Here is a 20,717-nt window from a genome sequence, read left to right as displayed (position 1 = left end):
AGAAAAACTTAATTTTATACGGCAAAAAAATGCGTAAAACGGGAGTAATTTTAATGAACCTGGGATCTCCGGATTCTACCGAAGTAAAAGACGTAAGGCGATACCTGAATGCGTTTTTGATGGATAAACGGGTGATCGACAAGCCCTGGCTGCTGCGATTTTTACTCATCAGGGGGATCATTGTACCTTTCAGGGCTCCGAAGTCGGCTGAAGCCTATAAAACGATCTGGTGGAAGGAAGGCTCCCCGCTGATCGTATTGTCCGGACAATTGCAGGAGGCCCTGCAGCAGAAAACGGAGATGCCGGTGGAGTTGTCTATGCGTTATGGCAATCCAACGCCGGAAGCCGCCTACAGTGCATTGCTGAAGCGCATGCCGGATGTGGAGGAAGTGATCCTGGTGCCTTTATATCCGCACTATGCCATGAGCAGCTTTGAAACGGCGGTTGAACATATGAAGGACGCTCATAAAAAAAACAATTACTCCTTCCGGTTAAAAGTGGTTCCTCCATTTTACAAACACCCCTCCTATATCAACGCACTGGCGGAAAGCATGCGGCCTTATTTGCAGGAAGATTTTGACCAGCTGCTGTTCAGCTATCACGGCATACCGGAGCGCCATGTGCTGAAGGCCGATCCCACCGGGAAGCATTGCATGCAGGTGGAAAACTGCTGCTTTAAATCAAGCCCCTCCCATCCGACCTGCTACCGGCACCAGGTTACCATTACCAGTGAGCTGGTGGCTAAAAAACTGGGCCTAAAAAAAGAGCAGTGGCAACAAAGCTATCAAAGCCGCCTGGGGCGCGATCCCTGGCTGCTACCCAATACCCAGGTCCGCCTGCCCCAATTACCTCAGGAAAAGGTCAAAAAACTGGTGGTCGTTTGCCCCTCATTTGTGAGCGACTGCCTGGAAACACTGGAAGAAATCGAAGTACGCGGCAAAGAAGATTTTCTGCAAAACGGAGGGGAATCTTACACCTATATCCCTTGTATGAATACCAGCGGGCTCTGGGTGGATACGGTGCTGCAACTGATTGAGGAAACGATACAATAATTTTCCGATTCAGGTTATTTGAAGTTCCTGTTCAAAAAAGAGAACTGCCCTTCCTCTTTACCGTCACCGGACCCGATGTGCAGGTCGGCAATCACAAAATTATCCGGGAGCATACATGCGAAACTTTTTAAAATCGCAGCGTTTGATTGCTTTGCATGTTCAAGCTTTAAAAACCGTCATCCTTATTCCAGCTATCCCCAACCACTTTTTCGTGGATGATGTCAAGGTTCGATTCGCTCCCATTCTTCCCGAAGTCATTCACGTGTTCAATAAACTGGGCTAAATTGTCCGAGTGCTTTACCACCACAGCAGGGTCGTGACATACATAAAACATATTTCCCCAATTTCCATTTCTCTCAACATCTAAAATCCAAAAATTTCCAAAACCATCTCCTGCAAGTTGAACTGAATTTGGAAAAAATTGCTCAAATCCAAATTTTCCCACGCCGTCAAAAGTTACTTCATCAAGCCCGCTAAACTCAAATCCACCTGAAAATTTCAACAGCTCCCTGATCACTTCCGGAATCTGTTTCATAGGAAGATCTTTTGCAAGCTTGTCAATTTGCCGGTCTGTAAGGCCCTGTTTAAGCTCAGCGCTGTACTCATCCCCGTCTTCAGTAATATATTGTTCGGTCAAAATAGCTTTAAGCTGCTCAATGGGTGTCATATCTTTTTTTTGTTGCCCTGTGTTATCCGCTACAACCCCTCCAGCTGCGGCAATACCGTCCAGTAACTGAGCACGATCCGCCGCCGTTCATCGGTGGGCTTATAATCCGTGATATGCGCCGAAGGGTATTCTTCCCCTTTGCCATAGGCCACATATCCTACTTTGAGTGTATTGTAATTTTTAAACTTCCCGGTATTGGCGTCCAGGACCGATTTCATATTGCGCACCATTTCTTTTGCCCGCAGATCCGATAATAACTGGTTCATTTCCTTTTGGGGAGGATTGTCGTTATTAAGGATCCGGGTAAGCTCTTTATAAAGTTGGCCGTTCCTCACAACGGGCGTGGAATCGGAATAGCCTACAAATACGATCCGCGCTTCGCGCGGAATGCCGGCATACTTGTTTGCAAGATGCGACAGGGAATCAACAATGGGCGTAAAATGCCGGCGGATCGTGACCTTTGCGGACTCCGGGATCCGGTACACCCCGGGATCAAAGAATGCAGCATAATGGAACATCTGGTATTTTGCAGTGCTTACTGATTCTTTCAGCATGCTGTACACCTTCTCACGCCGTCTTTGGGATGTATTGAACGAGTCGAGAATGAGCAGCTTGGCGAGGAAGTCCGAAGAGGAAATGCCTTTTCTGAAGGTCGCGCTGTTTTTGGTAGCCAGATCAACGATCAGGGCCAGCTGCTGTGCACTGTTCAGGTTACCGTTGAGCTTGTCCAGGATCTGCTGCACATCGTTGTTCAGTACACTGTCGATGGCGCGATCTCCTGCTTTCACATCCAGTATCTTTTTTATGGAATCCAGCTCAACGGATTCATCACGTACGATTTTTTTGGTTCTTTCACTGGTGTTCCTGGCGCTTGCCAGTCGTTTCTGCATGCCGCAGGAAGTAAGAGTCAGAATGGCTAAAATAAACAAATATAATTTCATAGTCAATTATTGAGGGACAGGCTTAATGGTGAAACCGTCTTGTTTGGCAGGTGGGCGGGCCCTGATCTTTTGCTCCAGCATCTGATCATAAATCTTTTTCCGGTAATCAGCAATGACCTCTTCATCTGCTGTATCCTTACTGGCCTTCTTCTGGGAGACCTCCCTAAGTTGCAAATTGATAAGCGTCGTATTGTTGCCCAGCTTCAGTTCCCTGAATGACAAAAGCATCTCATCCAGCGAAGGGTGCCTGTGGGCATTGCGTCCATGCGCCGAATGTTGCTGGCGCTGCCAGTTAATTACCAGGCAAAGGATCAGTGTAAGCGATACCACCCATAAGGCAACCAGCATCAGCAGTATGGTCTTATGCAGCCGGCTTTGCTTTAGTGTATCCTTTATGAGTTGTTTGGGTGCCATGCAGCTCCGGTCCTTTTTTATGATATAAATACAACTTTTCCTGATTGATCGATCTGGCTGATGATGCGCTCGCATTCGTCCTTCATCTCCGCTGCATTGCTGCCTGTTGCCTCCGCATGCTCTTTTAACAATTGCAGGATCGGATGGTTGGGCCCTAAGGCAGAAAAAGTGGATTTTATACGGTGCAGTACGCGGGCCATGCCGGGTGCATCTCCCGCTGCCGCTGCGGTCCTCAACGCTTCCTTATCGGACACCCACTGTTTCCGGATCTCCGCCAGCAATTCATTCATTACGGCTTCATCGCCTCCTAACAGATCCCGGAAAAAATCCAGCTCACCGGCCGGATCCGCAATTCCGGAACGTTCCTGTTCACCCGTCCGGACGGGCATCCATTTCAAAATTTTACCAATGATGTCCGGCTCTTCGATGGGCTTCGAGATGTAATCGTTAAATCCTGCTGCAAAGCAGCGTTTGATCTCATTTTCCATAACATACGCCGTCATGGCAATGGCGGGTGTGCTGATGTGCAACTCTTCGCGGATGATGGAGATCGCTTTATAGCCATTCATATGCGGCATCTGGATGTCCATCAGGATCAGGTCATAATGTTTTTGCTGTATCCTTTCGAGCGCTTCCAGGCCGTTCTCTGCCAGCTCTATTTGGAGATGGTATTTCTTCAACAGGTGCCGGAGCAGCATCCGGTTGGCCGCATTGTCTTCCACCACCAGGGCCGTGTACCCCGAAAAATCGGCAGACAGCTTGCCGGTCTTCCTGGCAACGGGCAATTCTGCTGCTTTTTCAAAGACAGCCGTAAACGTGAATTTTGAGCCGAGACCGATCTCGCTGTTCACAGAAACCGATCCGCACATGCCTTCAACGAGGCTTTTCACAATGCTCAGTCCCAAACCGGTACCGCCATGCTGACGGGTGGTCATCTGCTCCAGCTGTTCGAACCGCTCAAAAATAAGATCGATCTTTTCTTTTGGGATGCCCTCCCCGGTATCTTTTACACTAAACACCAACTTATGTGTTTCTTCTTTTTCGACGGGCAATACACCTACATGGAGGTGCACACCGCCATATGAGGTGAACTTAATGGCATTATTGATCAGGTTCACCAGGATCTGTTTCAGGCGTTCCGGGTCTCCCTTTATTACCTGTGGGGTTTGAGGGTCAATATTCCAGTGATAGCTGAGCTTTTTCTCATTTACAATGGCGGAGAACATGCGCTTCAGGTCTTCAAACAATTCCGGAAGGTTAAACGGAATGCGTTTGATCCGGAGCTTGCCGGCCTCAATTGAAGAAAAGTCCAGGATATCATTCACTATATGCAGCAGGTTGTACCCGTTGGAAATAATGGTATTCGTATATTCTTTCTGCGTATTATCGAGCGCCGTATCCGACAACAGGTTGCCAAAACCAATAAGGGAATTCAACGGTGTGCGCAACTCGTGGCTCATATTGGCCAAAAATTCATCCTTAGCGTTCTTGCTTTTGACAGCGGCCTCACGCGCCACCCGCAGTTCCTTTATGAGCACCAGCTGCTGCCATTGGCGGATGACAATGATGGTGGTAAAGATCAGTACTGCAATGACGGCAGCAATCGACAGCACACGGTTGTAGGCTGATAGCTGGCTGGCATGCGCCGAGTTGGTGATAAGCGTTTGCCGGAGTTGGTTCTCCAGGAATTTTTCCACCAGAACACCGTAGTGGTACACGTTCTCCGCGGGCTTGGACCTTGTGAGCAGACCCGTAAGACTATCCAGCAGTTTCGAATCCTTCTGCTGCCGGGCATCCAGAATTGAATAGGAGATATTGAGCTGCGCATTTACGGCATTCATCAGGCTGCCCAAATTCGGAACATCTCCTTTGCGGGCTATAGCGTCATTCAGCACATTGGCATTATACCCATACAATGTAAGCGAGTCGCCCAGCACTTCCAACGGAAATACCTCGTTCATATTCTCCATCTGGCTAAACCGGGATTGCAGGGTAAAGGAGAGATTTACCAGGTGCTGCATTTCGTTGTTGGTCTTAAAGGTCTCTACCGCCTCTACGTTTCCTTTTTGAAGTGCCTGGGTAGCTTTATCCGTAAGCGTTTGCGTAAAAATGATACTTACAACGAGTAAAAAGGCAAAGAAAATAAGCAAAAAATAGTTATAGTTTCTTTTTTGCATGCGTGCTCATATATATTTTTAATGTCCGGCACGGATTTGAGAAAAGCTACCGGAAGCACCGGATGTTTGAAGACCGTACTTTGAATGCTCCTGCTTTCGATTTTCAGGAGTTCAAAATTATATATATTCTCATTCTAATACAAAAAAAGGGCTGAAAAAGGAATGAGCCGAAGCACTCTTCTCTAAAAAATATAATATTTTGATGTTTTTAAAGCGTTCTCGGATCAAAAATACCGGTCATTTAGAACATCCTTTCCCGGGATCCGGTTTGTTCAGCATCGGAAAAGTATACAGAACCATTGCCGCCGGTCTGTTTCAAGATCAGTGATCGATATCGGTTAAGACAGGCGCTCCGGCAATGGCCCCAACCCTTCTTTTTAAAAAAACTGATCCCGGGAACAAAGAAAGCGACTATCTTAGTTGTTCTGAAAACAGGTTCTTTATTTTAAATACAACTCTTTTGGCTTATTTATATTTAAAAGCGGTCCACATTATCTTTGTTGTTACCTGGTTTGCCGGCCTGTTTTATATGCCGCGTTTGTTTATCTATAACGTAGAGGCTAACGAACAGCCGCAGCCCGCCCGGGATCTGCTGCATCACCAGTTCACAAAAATGATGAAACCTCTTTGGTATGGTATCACCTGGCCCTCTGCGATCATCACGCTTGTGATGGGGCTTTCGGTATTGCTAAAGGGAAATTGGACCGCAGTGCTTTTTAAACCTGAAGGGTTCTGGCTGCTTTTGAAGCTCGTGCTCGTTCTGCTCCTATATGCTTATCACTATTCCCTCCACCGTATTTTTAAACAGCAAATGGCCGGCAACTATAAATATACATCGGACCAGCTGCGGATGTGGAACGAGGTGGCCACTATTTTCCTGGTTGCCATTGTGATGCTGGTCGTTGTAAAAAAGGAGATCAGTGTTCTCTGGGGCCTGGTGGGTATGATCCTGCTGATCTTTATCCTGATGCTGGCGATTCGCATTTATAAACGCATCCGGAACAAAGGAAAATAATTGTCTCCCCGCTGAAACACGGCTTCTTTCGTCTCATTTTACTTTATGTTCCCGGCCGCTCCATACAAACGGACACCCCAGTGCTCAAACGGGATGTTGCCTGCAACTATTCCGGGATCGCCCTGTAAATATAACAGCCCGCCTCGCTGGGATGATCCAGAACCAGGGCTCCTTTTTCTTCATTGCGCAGCAGGTGGACGATCATAAAATCGCCGGTAGCTCCCATGATGAAAAAAATACCCCATACCAACAAATAAAAGCACCCCGTAATGACTGCTGCTATCGAGGGCAATACGCCCAAAACAATGGCCGGCATCAGCGCCCCCAACACATAATGCCGTACTTCCAGCGGCTCTTTGCAATGACAATAGGGTGTTGCATACTTCCAGAGAATCCCGTATTTTATGGACCGGTGGCCTCTGCGGGTGAACAGCGACCAGGTAAGTCCGTGGATCAGCTCGTGAAAAACAATGCCAGCAATCACCATAACCAGCGGCATCAGGACCAGCAGGTATTTGTACCGGGTTGTAAGATGCCTGAACGTTTCTTTTATATGGTCCGGGGTAAACTGACCGCTCCATATACAGTAGTAGGGAATACCAAAAATAACGAGTGCTATCAAAACGGTGAGGAGCGCAAATCCGTTTGCCCTGCGCAGGTCTATGATCCGCAGCTCTTTTTCGTATTTATCTTCTGCATGCTCAATCATACTGTGCTCTTTATCCGCAGAAAGCGGGCTATGCCGGCACTCGTTCCGGTGCTCCAAAACGGGAAAACAATGCCAACTATAAAGGACCGCCATTCAGCGGTCCTTCTGTATCTAAAGTATGTTCTTTCTTACTGCCGTTGCCCCTTCTGATTATTGTATTTGTGTGCATCAGAAGGAATGACCGGATGACCGGAAGGCGTTGTGGACTCTTTAAAATAAGGATCATATTCGTTCCGCAGCATTTTATAGGAGTGCCCGTCTGCCAGGAAGGCAATAATGAACCAGATAAACAGCATCAACGGGATCACTATGGTCATAATAAAATTCCGTATCTCATCGCCCAGGTGCATGAATACCGAAACAATATAATAGGCTTTACCCAGGGTTAAGATACAAACCACCCCTTTTATAAAAAGCAGCAACGCATGGCTGGGCTCACCTTTATGCAGCGCATAAATGGTAAATCCTAATGCCAATTCCAATACCGTCAAAACACTTAAAATCACCGTTGTACGGATTACGCGTTTTTTAAACGTACCATCGTCTGCATGATGTGTAAAGCTTACTTCAGGATAGGCAGCAGAAGGCGATATATCTTTTGTTGGATCGTAATGATTGCTCATAGCTTATATTAATATTAATTCTTTTTGAAAAATAAGGGGAGCCCCTTTTGACCCCTGTCCTTTTAGATAAGGTAAAAACACAGAAATACGAATACCCAAACCAGGTCTACAAAGTGCCAGTACAAACCAATCTTTTCGATCATGAGGTAGTGGCCCTTGCGGTCAAACACACCCATTTTTGTCTGGATCAGCATGATGAGAAGCAGGATCACCCCAACCGATACGTGAAAGCCGTGAAAACCGGTGATGCCATAGAAGAAACCGCCAAAAGCAGTGGGTCCGGGTTTGCGTACCACCATTTCGCTATTTGAAAGCAACTGGATCAGCTGGTCTTTGGGTGTTTTTAACAGCTCTGCGTGGCCGGCATGCGAAAGGTGTTGTTCGTGCACCAGCGTGGCCAGTGTTTCCGGAGAAGTCTTTGCCAGAGCCGGGGCCACATCCTGTGGCAGCACAATTTCTCCCCAGGGGTTAAAACCGTTGCGCTGGGCCATTACTTCAATATGGTCTCCAACCAGAACAGGATTTTTAGCGGTCAGCAGGTGCGTCCATTCCCAGGCCTGGCAGCTCAGGAAGATCAGCCCGCCGATGATGGTTAAGATCAGATATTTCTCAACACCCTTCCTGTCGCGGTTATGGCCGGCATGCACCGCCAGCACCATGGTTACGGAACTGATGATCAGCACAAAGGTCATTACACTTACAAAGGCAAGCGGCAGGTTTGCGTGGCCCGCAAACGGGAAGGTATTAAACACAATACTGGGCTCCGGCCAGTAGTTTAATCCAAAACGTACGGTACCCAATGAGATGAGGAAGGCTCCAAATGTAAAGGAGTCGCTCAGCAGGAAATACCACATCATTATTTTCCCATACTCTATGTTAAACGGACTTTTGCCCCCGCTCCACCACTTGGTATTATGTGTTACTGTCTGTTCCATATTTGATTCGATCAATTTTGTAAAGTTGTTTATCCCAGAATTATGAAAAATAGCATTAAATATAACCAAAGCAGGTCTACGAAATGCCAGTACATGCTCATTACTTCCACAGGAACGGCATCGTAGGATTTGGTTTTACCTGCGATCGATTTTAAAAAGATCACGAGCAAGGCCACCACACCGCCAATAACGTGTACGGCGTGCAGCCCGGCAATGGCATAAAAGAACTGACCTGCCCCGGAAGCGCCCTTGAACTGCACATTGTTATTCCATAGCTGCTCAAAACCAAGCACCTGGCAAATAACAAAGGCTGCTCCCAGCGCAAATGTAATGCCCAGCAGGGTGCGGTATTGCTGCAGCCCCCGGCTTTTAAATGCTTTTACGGCCATCAGCATGGTAAGGCTGCTTGCCAGAATGAGCACCGTAGATATCCAGAAAATATTGGGCAGCACAAAAGTACGCCAGCCGGACTGGTTGCTTTTTACAATAAAAGCACTGGTAAGCCCGGCAAACATCATAAGGATGCTCGCGATTGCCACCCACAGTGCAAATTTGTGGGGGTGTAGTCTTCTATGTTGCTGTTCGCTCACAATACTTGTGTTCATATATCATTTCTTATCGATCCTCAATCAAACATCAGGCCTTCGCCAGTAGCAGGGCCAGCAGCACCACCGGCAAATGGATATAGCTGCCAAACATCACTTTTCTTGCAGATGGTACATCCATTTTATTATAAAGGGTGGCGGCCCTTCCGATCAAAAAAATATTTGCCGCAATGATCAGCACTCCGCCAATCACTCCCTTTACCGTTCCATAGTCGCAGATCCCCACAAAAAAGGGGGCGATGGTGATCGGAAGCATCAACAGCGAATATACTACGGTTTGCAATGCGGTAAATTTTGTGGGGCCCTTGTCACTGGGCAATAATTTAAACCCGACATTGCTGTAATCCTTGTGCGCTACCCAGGCAATGGCCCAAAAATGCGGGAATTGCCACAGGAACTGGATGCCAAACAAAACGATCCCCCCCAGCCAATGGATCTGCTGCCCCGGAACAAACCCGGCCACCCATCCGATCAGACAGGGAAATGCGCCGGGAAATGCGCCCACCAATACGGCAACGGAATTGACCTTTTTTAACGGTGTATACACAAAGGCATATAAAAACAGGCTAAAAGCAGCCAGTATCCCGGCTGTCCAGTTAAAATAATACCCCAAAATGAAAATGCCCGCGGCGCCGGTAAAAATGGCAAACCCCCAACCCTGCTCCGGTGTCAGCCGTCCTGAAGCGATCGGGCGTTTTGCGGTCCTTTTCATTTGCGCATCCGTGTCCTTTTCTACAACCTGGTTGATGGTGTTGGCACTACCTGTTACCAACAACCCACCTGCAAAGAGCAAAGCGATCCTCCACCAATCATACATCACATCCGGTACCAGCAGGTAACTGATCACACTGCTGAAAACGACCATTATACTTAATGAGGGCTTCATCAACTGGAGAAAATCCTTTACTCCGCCCCCTTCAGATCTATTCAATTCTTTTTATTTAGTTAACAGTGAATGGTCAATGGTTTGTACTGTTGCCCATTCACTCTTAATGTGCACTTTCATCTTCGCCCACCGGCTCGGTCTGCGGAATAAAATCTCTTCCGTCCTTGCTGTAATCATATGCCCAACGATGTACTTCAGGGATCTCACCTTCCCAGTTCCCGTGTCCGGGGTGGATCGGTGTGGTCCATTCGAGGGTGGTTGCGCCCCAGGGGTTCTGCGACCGCACTCTTCTTCCTTTATACATGGAATAAAAATAGTTGAACACAAACATCAGTTGCACGGAAAATGCGATGATCGTTGCAACAGTGATCATGGCATCCAGGCTGTGGAACTGGCTGAAGCTTACCCAGCTGCTCTTGTCCAGATAACGTCTTGGCATACCGGCCATACCCTGGTAGTGCATGGGCCAGAAGATCAGATATGCGCATGCCAGCGTTACCCAAAAGTGGATGTAGCCCAGTGTGTTGTTCATGAACCGACCAAACAATTTGGGGAACCAGTGATAAATACCCGCAAACATTCCGAAGAAAGCCGATACCCCCATTACAATATGGAAGTGGGCAATCACAAACATGGTATCGTGCAGGTGGATATCGATCGTGGAGTTACCCAGCCAGATCCCTGTTAGCCCACCTGAAATGAAGATGCTCACAAACCCGATGGCGAAAAGCATCGCCGGGGTGAAGCGGATATTTCCCCTCCAGATGGTGGTGATCCAGTTAAATACCTTGATCGCTGACGGAATGGCGATCAGCAAGGTAAGCAATACGAATACCGATCCCAGGAACGGGTTCAAACCGGTTACAAACATATGGTGCGCCCATACGAGGAAGGCCAGTACACAGATCGCCATCAGCGACGCGATCATGGCCATATAGCCAAAGACCGGTTTTCGTGAATTGATGGCAAGTATTTCCGACGCCAGACCCATGGTGGGCAGGATGATGATATATACCTCGGGGTGCCCCAGGAACCAGAACAGGTGCTGATAAAGAATGGCGCTTCCCCCCTCATTGGGCAGGGCCTGCCCCGCAACAAAGATATCGCTGAGGTAGAAGCTGGTGCCCAGGTGGCGGTCAAACATCAACAATACCAGACCGGAAAGCAGTACCGGGAAGGACAATACACCCAGGATGGCGGTGAACAGGATGGCCCAGATGGTGAGCGGCATCCGTGTCATAGACATACCTTTGGTACGCATATTTAAGATCGTGGAAATATAGTTCAGACCACCTAATAACTGGGATGCCACAAATAAGGTCATGGCAATGATCCAGAGGTCCATACCGCTCTTCGAGCCCTGCGAAGCAAGCCCCAGTGCGCTCAGCGGGGGATATACCGTCCAACCGCCGGCAGCAGGCCCGGTTTGTGTGAACAAAGAAGACAGCATGACAATACTGGCGGCAAAGAAGAACCAGAACGACAACATATTCATGAACGGGGAAGCCATATCTCTTGCACCCACCTGTAAAGGAATCAGGAGGTTGGCAAAAGTTCCGCTCAGTCCCGCTGTCAATACGAAAAATATCAATACGGTCCCGTGCATGGTGGTCAACGCATAGTAAAACTCAGGCTTTATCTTTCCTCCCTCTGCCCACCGGCCAAAAAAAGTTTCCAGGATGGGGAACGACTGATCAGGAAAACCCAGCTGCAAACGGAACAGTACCGAGAACAGTCCACCGATGATGGCCCAGATAATACCCGTTACCAGGAATTGTTTTGCAATCATCTTATGATCCATACTGAAGATATACTTCGATATGAATGTTTCCTTGTGATGGTGCATATGCGGCTCTCCTGAATGACCATGACTCGCAACCTCATGCTGAATATGTAAAGTATCGCTCATAATTATCGTTTAAAAACTGACCTATCTTTCTTTATCAAAATTACTACTTCGCTGTTGAATCCTTTTTTGCAGCGCCTGCGGCCGTTATTGAATCGGCGGTGGCAGGTGCCGGGGCGGCAACAGAATCTTTGGCTGCAGCTGCAGGAGCAGCCGGAGCAGCCGCGGCTTCTTTCATTTGTACATATTTGGGTTTCTGGGAAGCCATCCACTGATCAAATTCTTCCTGTGTTTCCACAATGATCTCGCCCCTCATCCCTGTATGCCCGGCACCACACATCTGGTCGCAGGCTATTTCATATACAAATTTACCATTTCCGGTTTCTTTTATCATGTCCTTCGTGGTTTTTATCGGGGTAAACCACAAAGTGGTGGGTGTGCCCGGAACCGCGTCCATTTTCAAGCGGAAATGCGGCAATCCTACACTGTGTATCACATCCTTAGCACCAATGATCAGCTTTACCGGTTTGCCAACCACCAGGTGTATCTGCCCACTTTCATAAATATCGTCATGATTGGCGGCGTCTTCCCATATCTGGCCCAAAGGGTTGTCGTTGGCCTCATCAATGTTCTTATAATATTTTTTTCCAAAAACGCCATCTTTGCCCGGATAGCGGAATTCCCATTTAAACTGGCTGCCCGTTACCTCGATCTGCATGGCATTTGCCGGAGCAGCGCCGGTGATCCGGTACCAGTAAACAATACCGAAACCGATGAGTATGGTCAGCACGATGGCCGGCACTACGGTCCACAACAGCTCCAGCTTATTATTATGCGGAAAATAATATACGGTACGTTTATCCGACTCCTGGTACTTAAAGGAGTACCAGAACAACAATGTTTGTGTTCCAACAAAAACGATACCGGTAGCAATAAGGGTATATTTGATCATCCGGTCTACCAGTATTCCGTGATCGGAGGCCGAAGTGCCTAATTTCAAAATTTTATCGCCCAGCGTATGTTGGGTCCAGTACACTCCAAACATTCCAACAATCAAAAATACCAGCAGCAGTGCGGCATTTATCTTATTGGTTTGCTTCCTGGTCTTTTCTTCACCCCGGATCACAGAAACAAATTCGCTTGCCCTTGCGATCTGAAAGGTGATGATAAAACCCAATATTAAAATGGCGAATATTAAAAAGTTTTGCATACGATGTTGTTCTATTTATTCAGTTCAAAAGTTTCGAGTTCAACGTTCGGGGTCCAAGGTTCAAGGTTTACCGTTCATTAACCTTAAACTTTAAACATTAAACATTTTATGTATGATGGATTACTGCTTCTTTTACAAACGGATGATTCCTGGCCGTTAATGGATATTTGCTCAATGTTTTACCGGTCACATACATGATGATGCCGATAAAGCCCAGCCCGATACCCATATCAAACAGGATCATGGGCACTTTATCCGGTGATACTGCAGGAAATACCATCTGGAAATAATCCAGCCAGTGCCCGAAGATCACCAGCACGGAAACCACCGTAACGATCGTATAGTTCCTTTTTGAGTCCTTGCTCATAAAGATCAGGAGCGGAGCCACAAAGTTGATGATCAGCATCATCCAGAAGATCGCGCTGTAGATTCCTTCAGCCCTTGGCTTAAAATAAATGGTTTCTTCAGGGATATTGGCATACCAGATCAACATGAACTGGGCAAACCACAGGTAGGTCCAGAAGATCGAAAAAGCGAAAATGAACTTACCGAGATCATGCAGGTGCTCTTTATTTACCGATGGCAGGTAGCCATTGTTCTTCAGGAACACCACATACAGGGCAATCAGCGACAACCCGGCCACAAAGGTGCTGGCGAAGTTGTACCAGCTGAACATGGTGCTGTACCAGTGTGCATCAATGCTCATGACCCATAACCAGGGGATGGAGGACATTACCGTTAATGCAAATACCACAATATAAAGCGCAGCCATCACGGTATTGTTCCAAACGAATTTCTTTTTTCTTTCCAGTGTGCTTACGATATCGCCTTCATCTGTTTTCAGGGAGAGCTGGCGCATCTTCCATCCCAGGAATGACCACAACACAACCGTAAGAACGGTTACGATGGCAAAAAAGCCTTTGCTTAAAAACCCACTTTTATGCTCCAGAACCGGATCATGTGCCACATGCTCTGCATCTGTCCAGTGGTAGATCGTATGATGGTCTCCAAAACACAACGCCAACAGGATCGCCAGGGCAATAACGCCGATCACGGGTACACAGGAGGCAATGGCTTCCGTAACACGGGTAAAGCCGATCTGCCATCCGCCCCAGGCCAGGGTAGTTGCGCACATAAAAAACATGGCTGCATTTACCACCAGCAGGAAGTACACACTGTTCTGGAGCAAACTGGCCCAAAAACGTGCACGGTTATCGTGATTCCCCTCACCACCGGTTGTCACAAACAGGGAAATAGCTGCGATGACACCGATCACCATTAACGCGACCGCTATTGTGTTATATCTTTTTGCAGGTATGAATTTTTCCGTAGTTGACGTTGACATTCGAATCTTATATTAATAGTTCTGTGAATTAGTTATTATTTTTTTGCTGTAGCATCTGCTGCCACACCGGCCGCGCCTTCTTTGGCAGTGCTGTCTGCTGCTGCTCCGGAAGCGGCTCCTACGCCCTGCTTGGATTTAATAAATGTGATGATCTCCCACCGTTGTTTGGGGCTCAGCTGAGAGGCGTAGCTGCCCATCTGGCCTTTGCCATAGGTAACGGAGTAAAACATGGTACCGACGGGCAGCGCTTTCATATCTGCCGCCATAAAATCTTTCGGAGCTGCCGTGTAAGGGCCTTCACCTCCGTTAAACAGGGGCCCGTTCCCGTCCAGCTTGGGGCCATGACAGATGCCACAATTAACCAGGTACAGGCGTTCGGCCTCTTTCATATCGATCTTGGCTGCGCCGGCAGAATCCAGCGGGTTCTTTAATTGTGCAGACTGCGCGTAGCCCACAGAATCGTGCGTCAGATTGAACGCAAAAGCCATATCCTCCCCCCGCGCTACCGTTCCGGGTACCGGTTTCCGGTTATAAAAGACGCCTTCTTTTTCCAGATCGCCGGTAGAAGCATAGGTTTCATACGCCCTGCTATAGAACATATCCGGCATATAGGCAAGGCCCGGTTTACTGTCTGCTCCGCAACCAGCCACTACCGCGCTAAAGGCTACCGTTGCTATAACTATGTACTTATTCATGTTTCCTTTTATCAAATTTTTTTGAAGTTTGAAATTTACCGCTCGAGGTCAGGAAAACATCAAACCATAAACATCAAACTATAAATGCTTATACCGCCGCTACTTTTTTACCAAACTGAACCGTTTCCCTGTCGTACCGGCCAAACCACCATCCGGTTTCCCGGCTCTGTGCCTGCACATCCTGTGCTCCGGCATTCTTCAGGAAAGCGATCGCTTCTTCCTCGTTTGTTTTATCGGTGCACTCGATGGCCATTACAAAGGTGTCATCGGTACTGCGCGGGTTAAAGTGATCCTTCTTTACAAAAGGCGCCAGCTGGCAGAGCCAGCAAAAGGTCAGCACCATGCCTACGGCAGAGAACAGAACCGTAAGCTCAAACATAATGGGTATCCATGCGGGCAGGGAAAAGAACGGCTTTCCTCCGAAATTGATCTGCCAGTCGAGCGCAAGTGCCCATCCAATAAAGCTGATGGCGGTGGTTGTACCGGTAATACCGTATATAAAACCGGCGATGTGCAGATCCGTATCCTTCATGCCCAGTTCTTTATCCAACCCGTGGATGGGGAAAGGCGTGTACACATCATGTACCTTATAGCCGGCGCGACGTACTTTTTTTACCGCAGGAAAAAGCACTGCTTCGTCGTAAAAATTGCCTGTAATAAATTTCTTGATGGCCATATTTATTTTTTGTTTCAGGTTTGAGGTTTAACGTTTTACGTTTAAATCCCGCACCTTATTATTTCTTTCTGTTTTACTCTGTCAGGTTATGGATCAACGTTGAACATCGAACCTGAAACCTGCAATGATTATTAGTGATGCGCATTTGCATGCTCAAACGATTCCAGCGTTTCATTCTCATCCTTCTCCATGTTCTCTTTAAAGCTGTCACCACTGCGTTTCAGGATGTGCTTGATCTCCGCCATGGCGATAACCGGGAAGAATTTGGAGAACAGGAAATAACAGGTAAAGAACAATCCGAACGTACCCATGTAAAATCCAATTTCCCAAATGGTGGGCGTATAATACGTGCTCCAGGAACTGGGCAGGTAATCGCGGTAAATAGAAGTAACGATGATCACAAAGCGCTCGAACCACATACCGATATTTACCAGGATGCTCATAAAGAAGGTCACCAGCAGATTTCTGCGCATTTTGCGGAACCAGAAGATCTGGGGCGACAACACGTTACATCCCATCATTAAATAATAAGCCCATCCATAGGGGCTGTTCAGGTTCACCCGGTTTTCACGGAAAGCGAACCACTCATACTCTACATGGCTGTACCATGCAATAAACAGCTCGGTGAGGTAGGCGATCCCCACAATGGAACCGGTCAATACAATTACCTTGTTCATTACATCAATATGCTCCATGGTAATATATTCTTCCAGGTTCAGCACTTTACGGGTTATCAATAATAACGTTTGTACCATGGCAAAACCAGAGAACACCGCACCCGCCACAAAGTAAGGCGGAAAGATCGTGGTGTGCCAGCCGGGGATCACCGAGGTTGCAAAGTCGAAGGATACGATGGTATGCACGGAAAGTACCAGGGGTGTGGCCAACCCGGCCAATACCAGGGATAATGCTTCATGACGCTGCCAGTGCTTGGTGCTGCCGGTCCATCCAAAAGACGCCACCCCGTAAAAGAATTTTCTCCATTTTAATTTTGCGCGGTCTCTTAAAGAGGCAAGGTCCGGCAGCAAACCGCAGTACCAGAAGAGCAGGGAAACTGTAAAATAAGTAGAGATGGCGAACACATCCCAAAGCAGCGGAGAGTTAAAGTTTACCCACAAAGGCCCGCGGGTATTGGGATAGGGTGCCACAAAGAAGGCATTCCATACACGACCCATGTGCCAGATCGGGAACTGTCCGGCGCACATCACCGCAAAGATCGTCATCGCTTCTGCGGCGCGGTTCACCCCTGTTCTCCAACCCTGGCGGAACAGCAGCAGGATCGCAGAGATCAGCGTTCCCGCGTGACCAATACCCACCCACCACACGAAGTTGGTGATATCCCAGCCCCATCCAACGGTCTTATTCAGGTTCCACTGGCCGATACCATAGGTAACATCCATATAAATGGATACCACACCAAATATCAGCAGCCCAACGGAAATGATAAACCCAACCCACCAGAGCTTACTGGGAGTTGCCTCTACCGGACGGCATATATCTTCAGTAATTTGGTGATAATCCTTGCTTCCTTCCACCAATGGCTCCCGTACTTGCGATTCGTATCTGTTTAGTGACATAACTATTTATGGTTTAAGGTTCAATGTTTGAGGTTCGCCTCCAACATCCTTCCTTGTTCTTCTACGTTTTCTTTTATATCAGCGTTTAATGTTAAACATCAAACTCCGGACTTAAAACAACTTTTAATGATGCGCCGCTTCTTCATGCTTTTCCGCTGCCGGCTCTTTTGCTCCATGCTCTTCATCATGACCGCCTGCCGCCTCATGTTCGTTGCCACCAATGATCTCATCCGTATTCCGGATCTTGGAGAAGTAGCTTACATTGGGCAGCACGTGCAATTGCTCCAGTGAGTAGAACAACCGCTGGGGATTGTTCAGCCGCACCTGGCTGATCGCGCTGTGCTCATCCCGTGCATCCCCAAACACGATCGCGTTGGTGGAGCAGGCCTGCTGGCAGGCTGTTTTTGCTTCTCCGTCCTTCAATGGACGATTTTCTTTTTTTGCATCCAGTTTTGCATGCTGCAGACGCTGGATACAGAAGGAGCATTTTTCCATTACCCCCCTGGAACGTACAGTAACGTCCGGATTCAGCACCATGCGGCTTACGGCATCATTCATCTGATGTACTACCGGGTCCAGCACGCCCACCAGTTTCTGATCCTGGTTGTTGGGGAAGGAATCCGCACCGGTATAATCTGCCCAGTTAAAGCGACGCACTTTGAACGGGCAGTTATTGGCACAATAACGGGTTCCGATACAACGGTTGTACGCCATCTGGTTGATGCCTTCTGTGCTGTGGTTGGTAGCCGCAACCGGGCAAACGTTCTCGCAGGGCGCATTGTCGCAATGCTGGCAAAGCATCGGCTGGAACACCACCCCCTTCAGGTTATCCGGATCTTTTTCATCACTCACAAAATAGCGGTCGATGCGCAGCCAGTGCATATCGTGGTAACGCAAAACCTCGCTCTTCCCTACTACGGGTACATTATTTTCTGCATGACAGGCCACCACACAAGCGCTACAGCCGGTGCAGGCATTCATGTCGATATTCATTCCCCATTTAATGCCCGGCTTCTCGTGGTCGCCGTATAGTGTGGCTTCTTTTCTGAAATTGCCGGTGCTCTTTGCATAGGTCTCTACCAGTTTATTACGAAAATCCAGGATCTCGTTGGGTTTCTGGCGATAAGTAGCAAGGGTGGTTTCCCTTACCACTTCCACACGACCTTCATAGGAGTTGTGGATCTGTGTTTGTGCCACCTTGTCTTTTCTGCCGGTGTTGGAAACCGTTACGTTGGAAACAAAATAACGGATGCCGCTTCCGTCCCCGGGCATAGAAGCAAACGGGAAGGTATTCACCCCTACGCCTGCTGCTGTGCGGCCCAGTTTTGCACCGCGGCCATAGCCTACGGCTACTGCAATGGTGTTGGCATTCATCCCCGGTGTAACGAGGATCGGCACTTCGATGGTTGTTTTGCCATCGCTTATTTTAATTACCGGTTTGTCCGGATAGTATTCATAATCCACATCGGTTACAATACCCAGTTCTTTTGCCTTGGGTATAGAGATGAGCGCATAACTGCCCCAGTTGGCCTTGGAAACCGCATCCGGTAATTCCTGTAACCAGGGGTTCACCGCACCATAACCCGGTCCGATGGAAACTTTTTCATACAGGACCAGTTCATCTTTTCCGCCTGCGGGATGTGCCGCAATGGCTGTAGCTGCTGCCGCAACCGCTGCGCCGCTGTAAGATCCGGATCCGCTGGCCGCTTCTTCGATCACACCGTTTTCAAGTGCCTTATGATAAGCAGCTTCGCCGCCGGCTTTCTGCAGCCAGTAGTTCTTTACATACGTATCGTAGTCCTCGGCGCTGCCGCTCCATTTTAATAAAGAGGTTTGGAAAGGACGGGTTTTAAACAGCGGGAAAATAGTAGGCTGTATGAAACTATACACACCGGTTTTGGGCTCTGCATCGCCCCAGCTTTCGAGGTAATGCGGCGAAGGCAGGATGTATTTACACAGTTCCGTGGTTTCATCCATACGGTAACCAAAGGAAACGGTTGTTCTGACTTTTGCAAGGGCGCTGGCAAAGCGTTTGCCGGCGAAATGGTCATAAACCGGGTTGGCCTCGTGGATCAGCAACACATCTACCTGCCCGCTTTCCATCTGGGTCAGCAGATCGGAAAATTCACGGTCGGTTCCTTTACGGGATTGGTCGGCCCGCGACCAGTCGATAGTAGTACCGTAAGCGCCGATCGCATTGTTGATGGCGTTTACAATGATCTGAACGTTCGCATCATTGCTGCCGCTAACCACTAGGGCCTTGCCTGCAGCGGTTTTCAGTTCATTGGCTACTTTGATAATGCCGGCATTCAGTTTGGAATCCGTAATTGCAGGGGCTGCAACACCGCCGCCCACGGCCGCCAGTAATGCCAGCGCCACGGCTCCGGTTTGCGATGGACGGTGTGTAAACCGCTCGTCCGCATTGGACCCCGTCATGCTCAGGAAGGACTCAAACTGGTAGTGTTTGCTCATTACCGGGTTCTTTTCATCGATCTTTCTTCCCCTGGCATAGCCGGCTGCATTTTCTTCGCTGTTCAGCCAGGTACCCAGGAAATCAGCCCCCAGGCTTACGATCACGGACGCCTGGTCAAATTTATAGGTAGGAACCTTTCTTCCAAAGCCGGATGCTTCGTTGGCCAGGAGGATCCCGTTATAGCTTACCGCATCGTACTGTACGAGGCGGATCTTCGGATTTTTTGCAATAATGTCCAGCGTTGAGGGCGAGTTGATGGTGCTGGTAAGCAGTACAACGGAACCGGCGCCGGCAAGTTCTGCCGCAATCGCCTTATCCAATATATCGTACATGCTCTCTTCAAATTTACTTCCGGCTTTGCGCTGGGGAAACCGGAGGCGGTGCATGTCATAAAGATCCAGCACAGAAGCCTGCACCCGGGCTGAAGTACCGCCATTGCTGGCAGAAAGATAATCGTTCCCTTCTATTTTTATGGGACGCCCATCCCGTACTTTGGCAATTACCGGAACCGCATCCCCACCCTGTGTATAGGTAGTTGCATAATATTTTGCCTCACCGGGAACCAGGTTGTCGGGCTTGTTGCCATAGGGGATGGCTTCCCGGACCTGTGTTTTACAGCTTGCAGCCAGTGTGGCCGCTGCAGTACTGAACCCCAGGTATTTTAAGAAATCTCTTCTCGGAGCTTTCGCATCCAGTAAACCTTTACTGTCAAAATCTTCAAAAGGGAGTTCATCGCGAAACTCATCATCGACCCTCTTTTGAAACTTTTCGGAATCATTTAATTCGCCGAAACCCTGCCAGTATTTATTGCTCATTTATCTCTGTTTGAAAATTTGAAAATTTGAAAACCTGAAAAAGGCGCCGCTTTCTT

At 48.2% G+C, this 20,717-nt stretch carries 18 protein-coding genes; 2 read left to right on the top strand and 16 right to left on the bottom strand.

Going from position 1 to position 20,717, the window contains the following annotated elements:
• The first annotated feature begins 29 nt into the window (after positions 1–29).
• Positions 30–1,052 (top strand): ferrochelatase, encoded by a 1,023-nt coding sequence (gene hemH / locus B160_RS0106040; protein ID WP_040679526.1) that lies wholly within the window; start codon positions 30–32, stop codon positions 1,050–1,052.
• A gap of 166 nt (positions 1,053–1,218) precedes the next feature.
• On the opposite strand, the gene B160_RS28525 is transcribed toward hemH, so the two are convergent.
• The 4 genes from B160_RS28525 to B160_RS30460 are packed head-to-tail and all read right to left on the bottom strand — an operon-like array spanning position 1,219 to position 5,251.
• Positions 1,219–1,719, bottom strand: a complete 501-nt coding sequence (locus B160_RS28525; RefSeq protein ID WP_018626992.1) for an SMI1/KNR4 family protein — start codon at positions 1,717–1,719, stop codon at positions 1,219–1,221.
• Positions 1,720–1,748: 29 nt separating this feature from the next.
• On the bottom strand, positions 1,749–2,660 hold the full coding sequence (locus B160_RS0106025) for a hypothetical protein (RefSeq protein ID WP_018626991.1): 912 nt from the start codon (positions 2,658–2,660) through the stop codon (positions 1,749–1,751).
• A 6-nt stretch (positions 2,661–2,666) separates the two neighbouring features.
• Positions 2,667–3,074, bottom strand: a complete 408-nt coding sequence (locus B160_RS0106020) for a hypothetical protein (RefSeq protein ID WP_018626990.1) — start codon at positions 3,072–3,074, stop codon at positions 2,667–2,669.
• A gap of 17 nt (positions 3,075–3,091) precedes the next feature.
• Positions 3,092–5,251, bottom strand: a complete 2,160-nt coding sequence (locus B160_RS30460) for a response regulator (RefSeq protein ID WP_018626989.1) — start codon at positions 5,249–5,251, stop codon at positions 3,092–3,094.
• A gap of 460 nt (positions 5,252–5,711) precedes the next feature.
• On the opposite strand from B160_RS30460, the gene B160_RS0106000 reads away from it, so the two are divergent.
• Positions 5,712–6,266: a CopD family protein gene (locus B160_RS0106000; RefSeq protein ID WP_018626986.1), complete on the top strand. Its 555-nt coding sequence runs from the start codon at positions 5,712–5,714 to the stop codon at positions 6,264–6,266.
• 106 nt (positions 6,267–6,372) lie between these two features.
• Here the strand turns inward: B160_RS0106000 and B160_RS0105995 are convergent, their stop codons facing one another.
• The 12 genes from B160_RS0105995 to B160_RS0105940 all read right to left on the bottom strand — a co-directional run bounded on the left by B160_RS0105995 (position 6,373) and on the right by B160_RS0105940 (position 20,661).
• Positions 6,373–6,975 carry a DUF3267 domain-containing protein gene (locus B160_RS0105995; protein WP_018626985.1) on the bottom strand — a complete coding sequence of 201 codons (603 nt, stop codon included), beginning with the start codon at positions 6,973–6,975 and terminating at the stop codon, positions 6,373–6,375.
• Between the two features lie 128 nt (positions 6,976–7,103).
• The gene (locus B160_RS0105990) at positions 7,104–7,598 is read right to left on the bottom strand and encodes a cytochrome C oxidase subunit IV family protein (protein WP_018626984.1); all 495 of its coding nucleotides are present in this window, start codon (positions 7,596–7,598) and stop codon (positions 7,104–7,106) included.
• Between the two features lie 62 nt (positions 7,599–7,660).
• Positions 7,661–8,533 carry a cytochrome c oxidase subunit 3 gene (locus B160_RS0105985; protein ID WP_018626983.1) on the bottom strand — a complete coding sequence of 291 codons (873 nt, stop codon included), beginning with the start codon at positions 8,531–8,533 and terminating at the stop codon, positions 7,661–7,663.
• A 29-nt stretch (positions 8,534–8,562) separates the two neighbouring features.
• Complete coding sequence (locus B160_RS0105980; RefSeq protein WP_026309571.1) at positions 8,563–9,138, bottom strand: cytochrome c oxidase subunit 3; 576 nt, start codon at positions 9,136–9,138, stop codon at positions 8,563–8,565.
• 31 nt (positions 9,139–9,169) lie between these two features.
• Entirely contained in the window at positions 9,170–10,069 is a 900-nt protein-coding gene (cyoE, locus tag B160_RS0105975; RefSeq protein WP_026309570.1) for a heme o synthase, read from the bottom strand.
• Positions 10,070–10,127: 58 nt separating this feature from the next.
• Positions 10,128–11,933, bottom strand: coding sequence for a cytochrome c oxidase subunit I (locus tag B160_RS0105970; protein WP_018626980.1), 1,806 nt, complete (start codon positions 11,931–11,933; stop codon positions 10,128–10,130).
• A 43-nt stretch (positions 11,934–11,976) separates the two neighbouring features.
• Positions 11,977–13,080, bottom strand: a complete 1,104-nt coding sequence (locus B160_RS0105965; RefSeq protein WP_018626979.1) for a cytochrome c oxidase subunit II — start codon at positions 13,078–13,080, stop codon at positions 11,977–11,979.
• Positions 13,081–13,186: 106 nt separating this feature from the next.
• On the bottom strand, positions 13,187–14,425 hold the full coding sequence (locus tag B160_RS0105960; RefSeq protein ID WP_040679525.1) for a hypothetical protein: 1,239 nt from the start codon (positions 14,423–14,425) through the stop codon (positions 13,187–13,189).
• A gap of 35 nt (positions 14,426–14,460) precedes the next feature.
• Positions 14,461–15,120 (bottom strand): c-type cytochrome, encoded by a 660-nt coding sequence (locus B160_RS0105955; protein ID WP_157557928.1) that lies wholly within the window; start codon positions 15,118–15,120, stop codon positions 14,461–14,463.
• Positions 15,121–15,208: 88 nt separating this feature from the next.
• Positions 15,209–15,796 (bottom strand): DUF3341 domain-containing protein, encoded by a 588-nt coding sequence (locus B160_RS0105950; protein WP_018626976.1) that lies wholly within the window; start codon positions 15,794–15,796, stop codon positions 15,209–15,211.
• A 131-nt stretch (positions 15,797–15,927) separates the two neighbouring features.
• A complete protein-coding gene (gene nrfD / locus B160_RS0105945; protein ID WP_018626975.1) occupies positions 15,928–17,373 on the bottom strand; it encodes an NrfD/PsrC family molybdoenzyme membrane anchor subunit in 1,446 nt (481 codons plus the stop codon).
• Between the two features lie 123 nt (positions 17,374–17,496).
• The gene (locus B160_RS0105940; protein ID WP_018626974.1) at positions 17,497–20,661 is read right to left on the bottom strand and encodes a TAT-variant-translocated molybdopterin oxidoreductase; all 3,165 of its coding nucleotides are present in this window, start codon (positions 20,659–20,661) and stop codon (positions 17,497–17,499) included.
• Positions 20,662–20,717: the final 56 nt, after the last annotated feature.

It is taken from the genome of Niabella aurantiaca DSM 17617 (assembly GCF_000374125.1).
GTDB classification, from domain to species: Bacteria; Bacteroidota; Bacteroidia; order Chitinophagales; family Chitinophagaceae; genus Niabella; species Niabella aurantiaca.
This window is presented reverse-complemented; position numbering and strand designations above follow the sequence as displayed.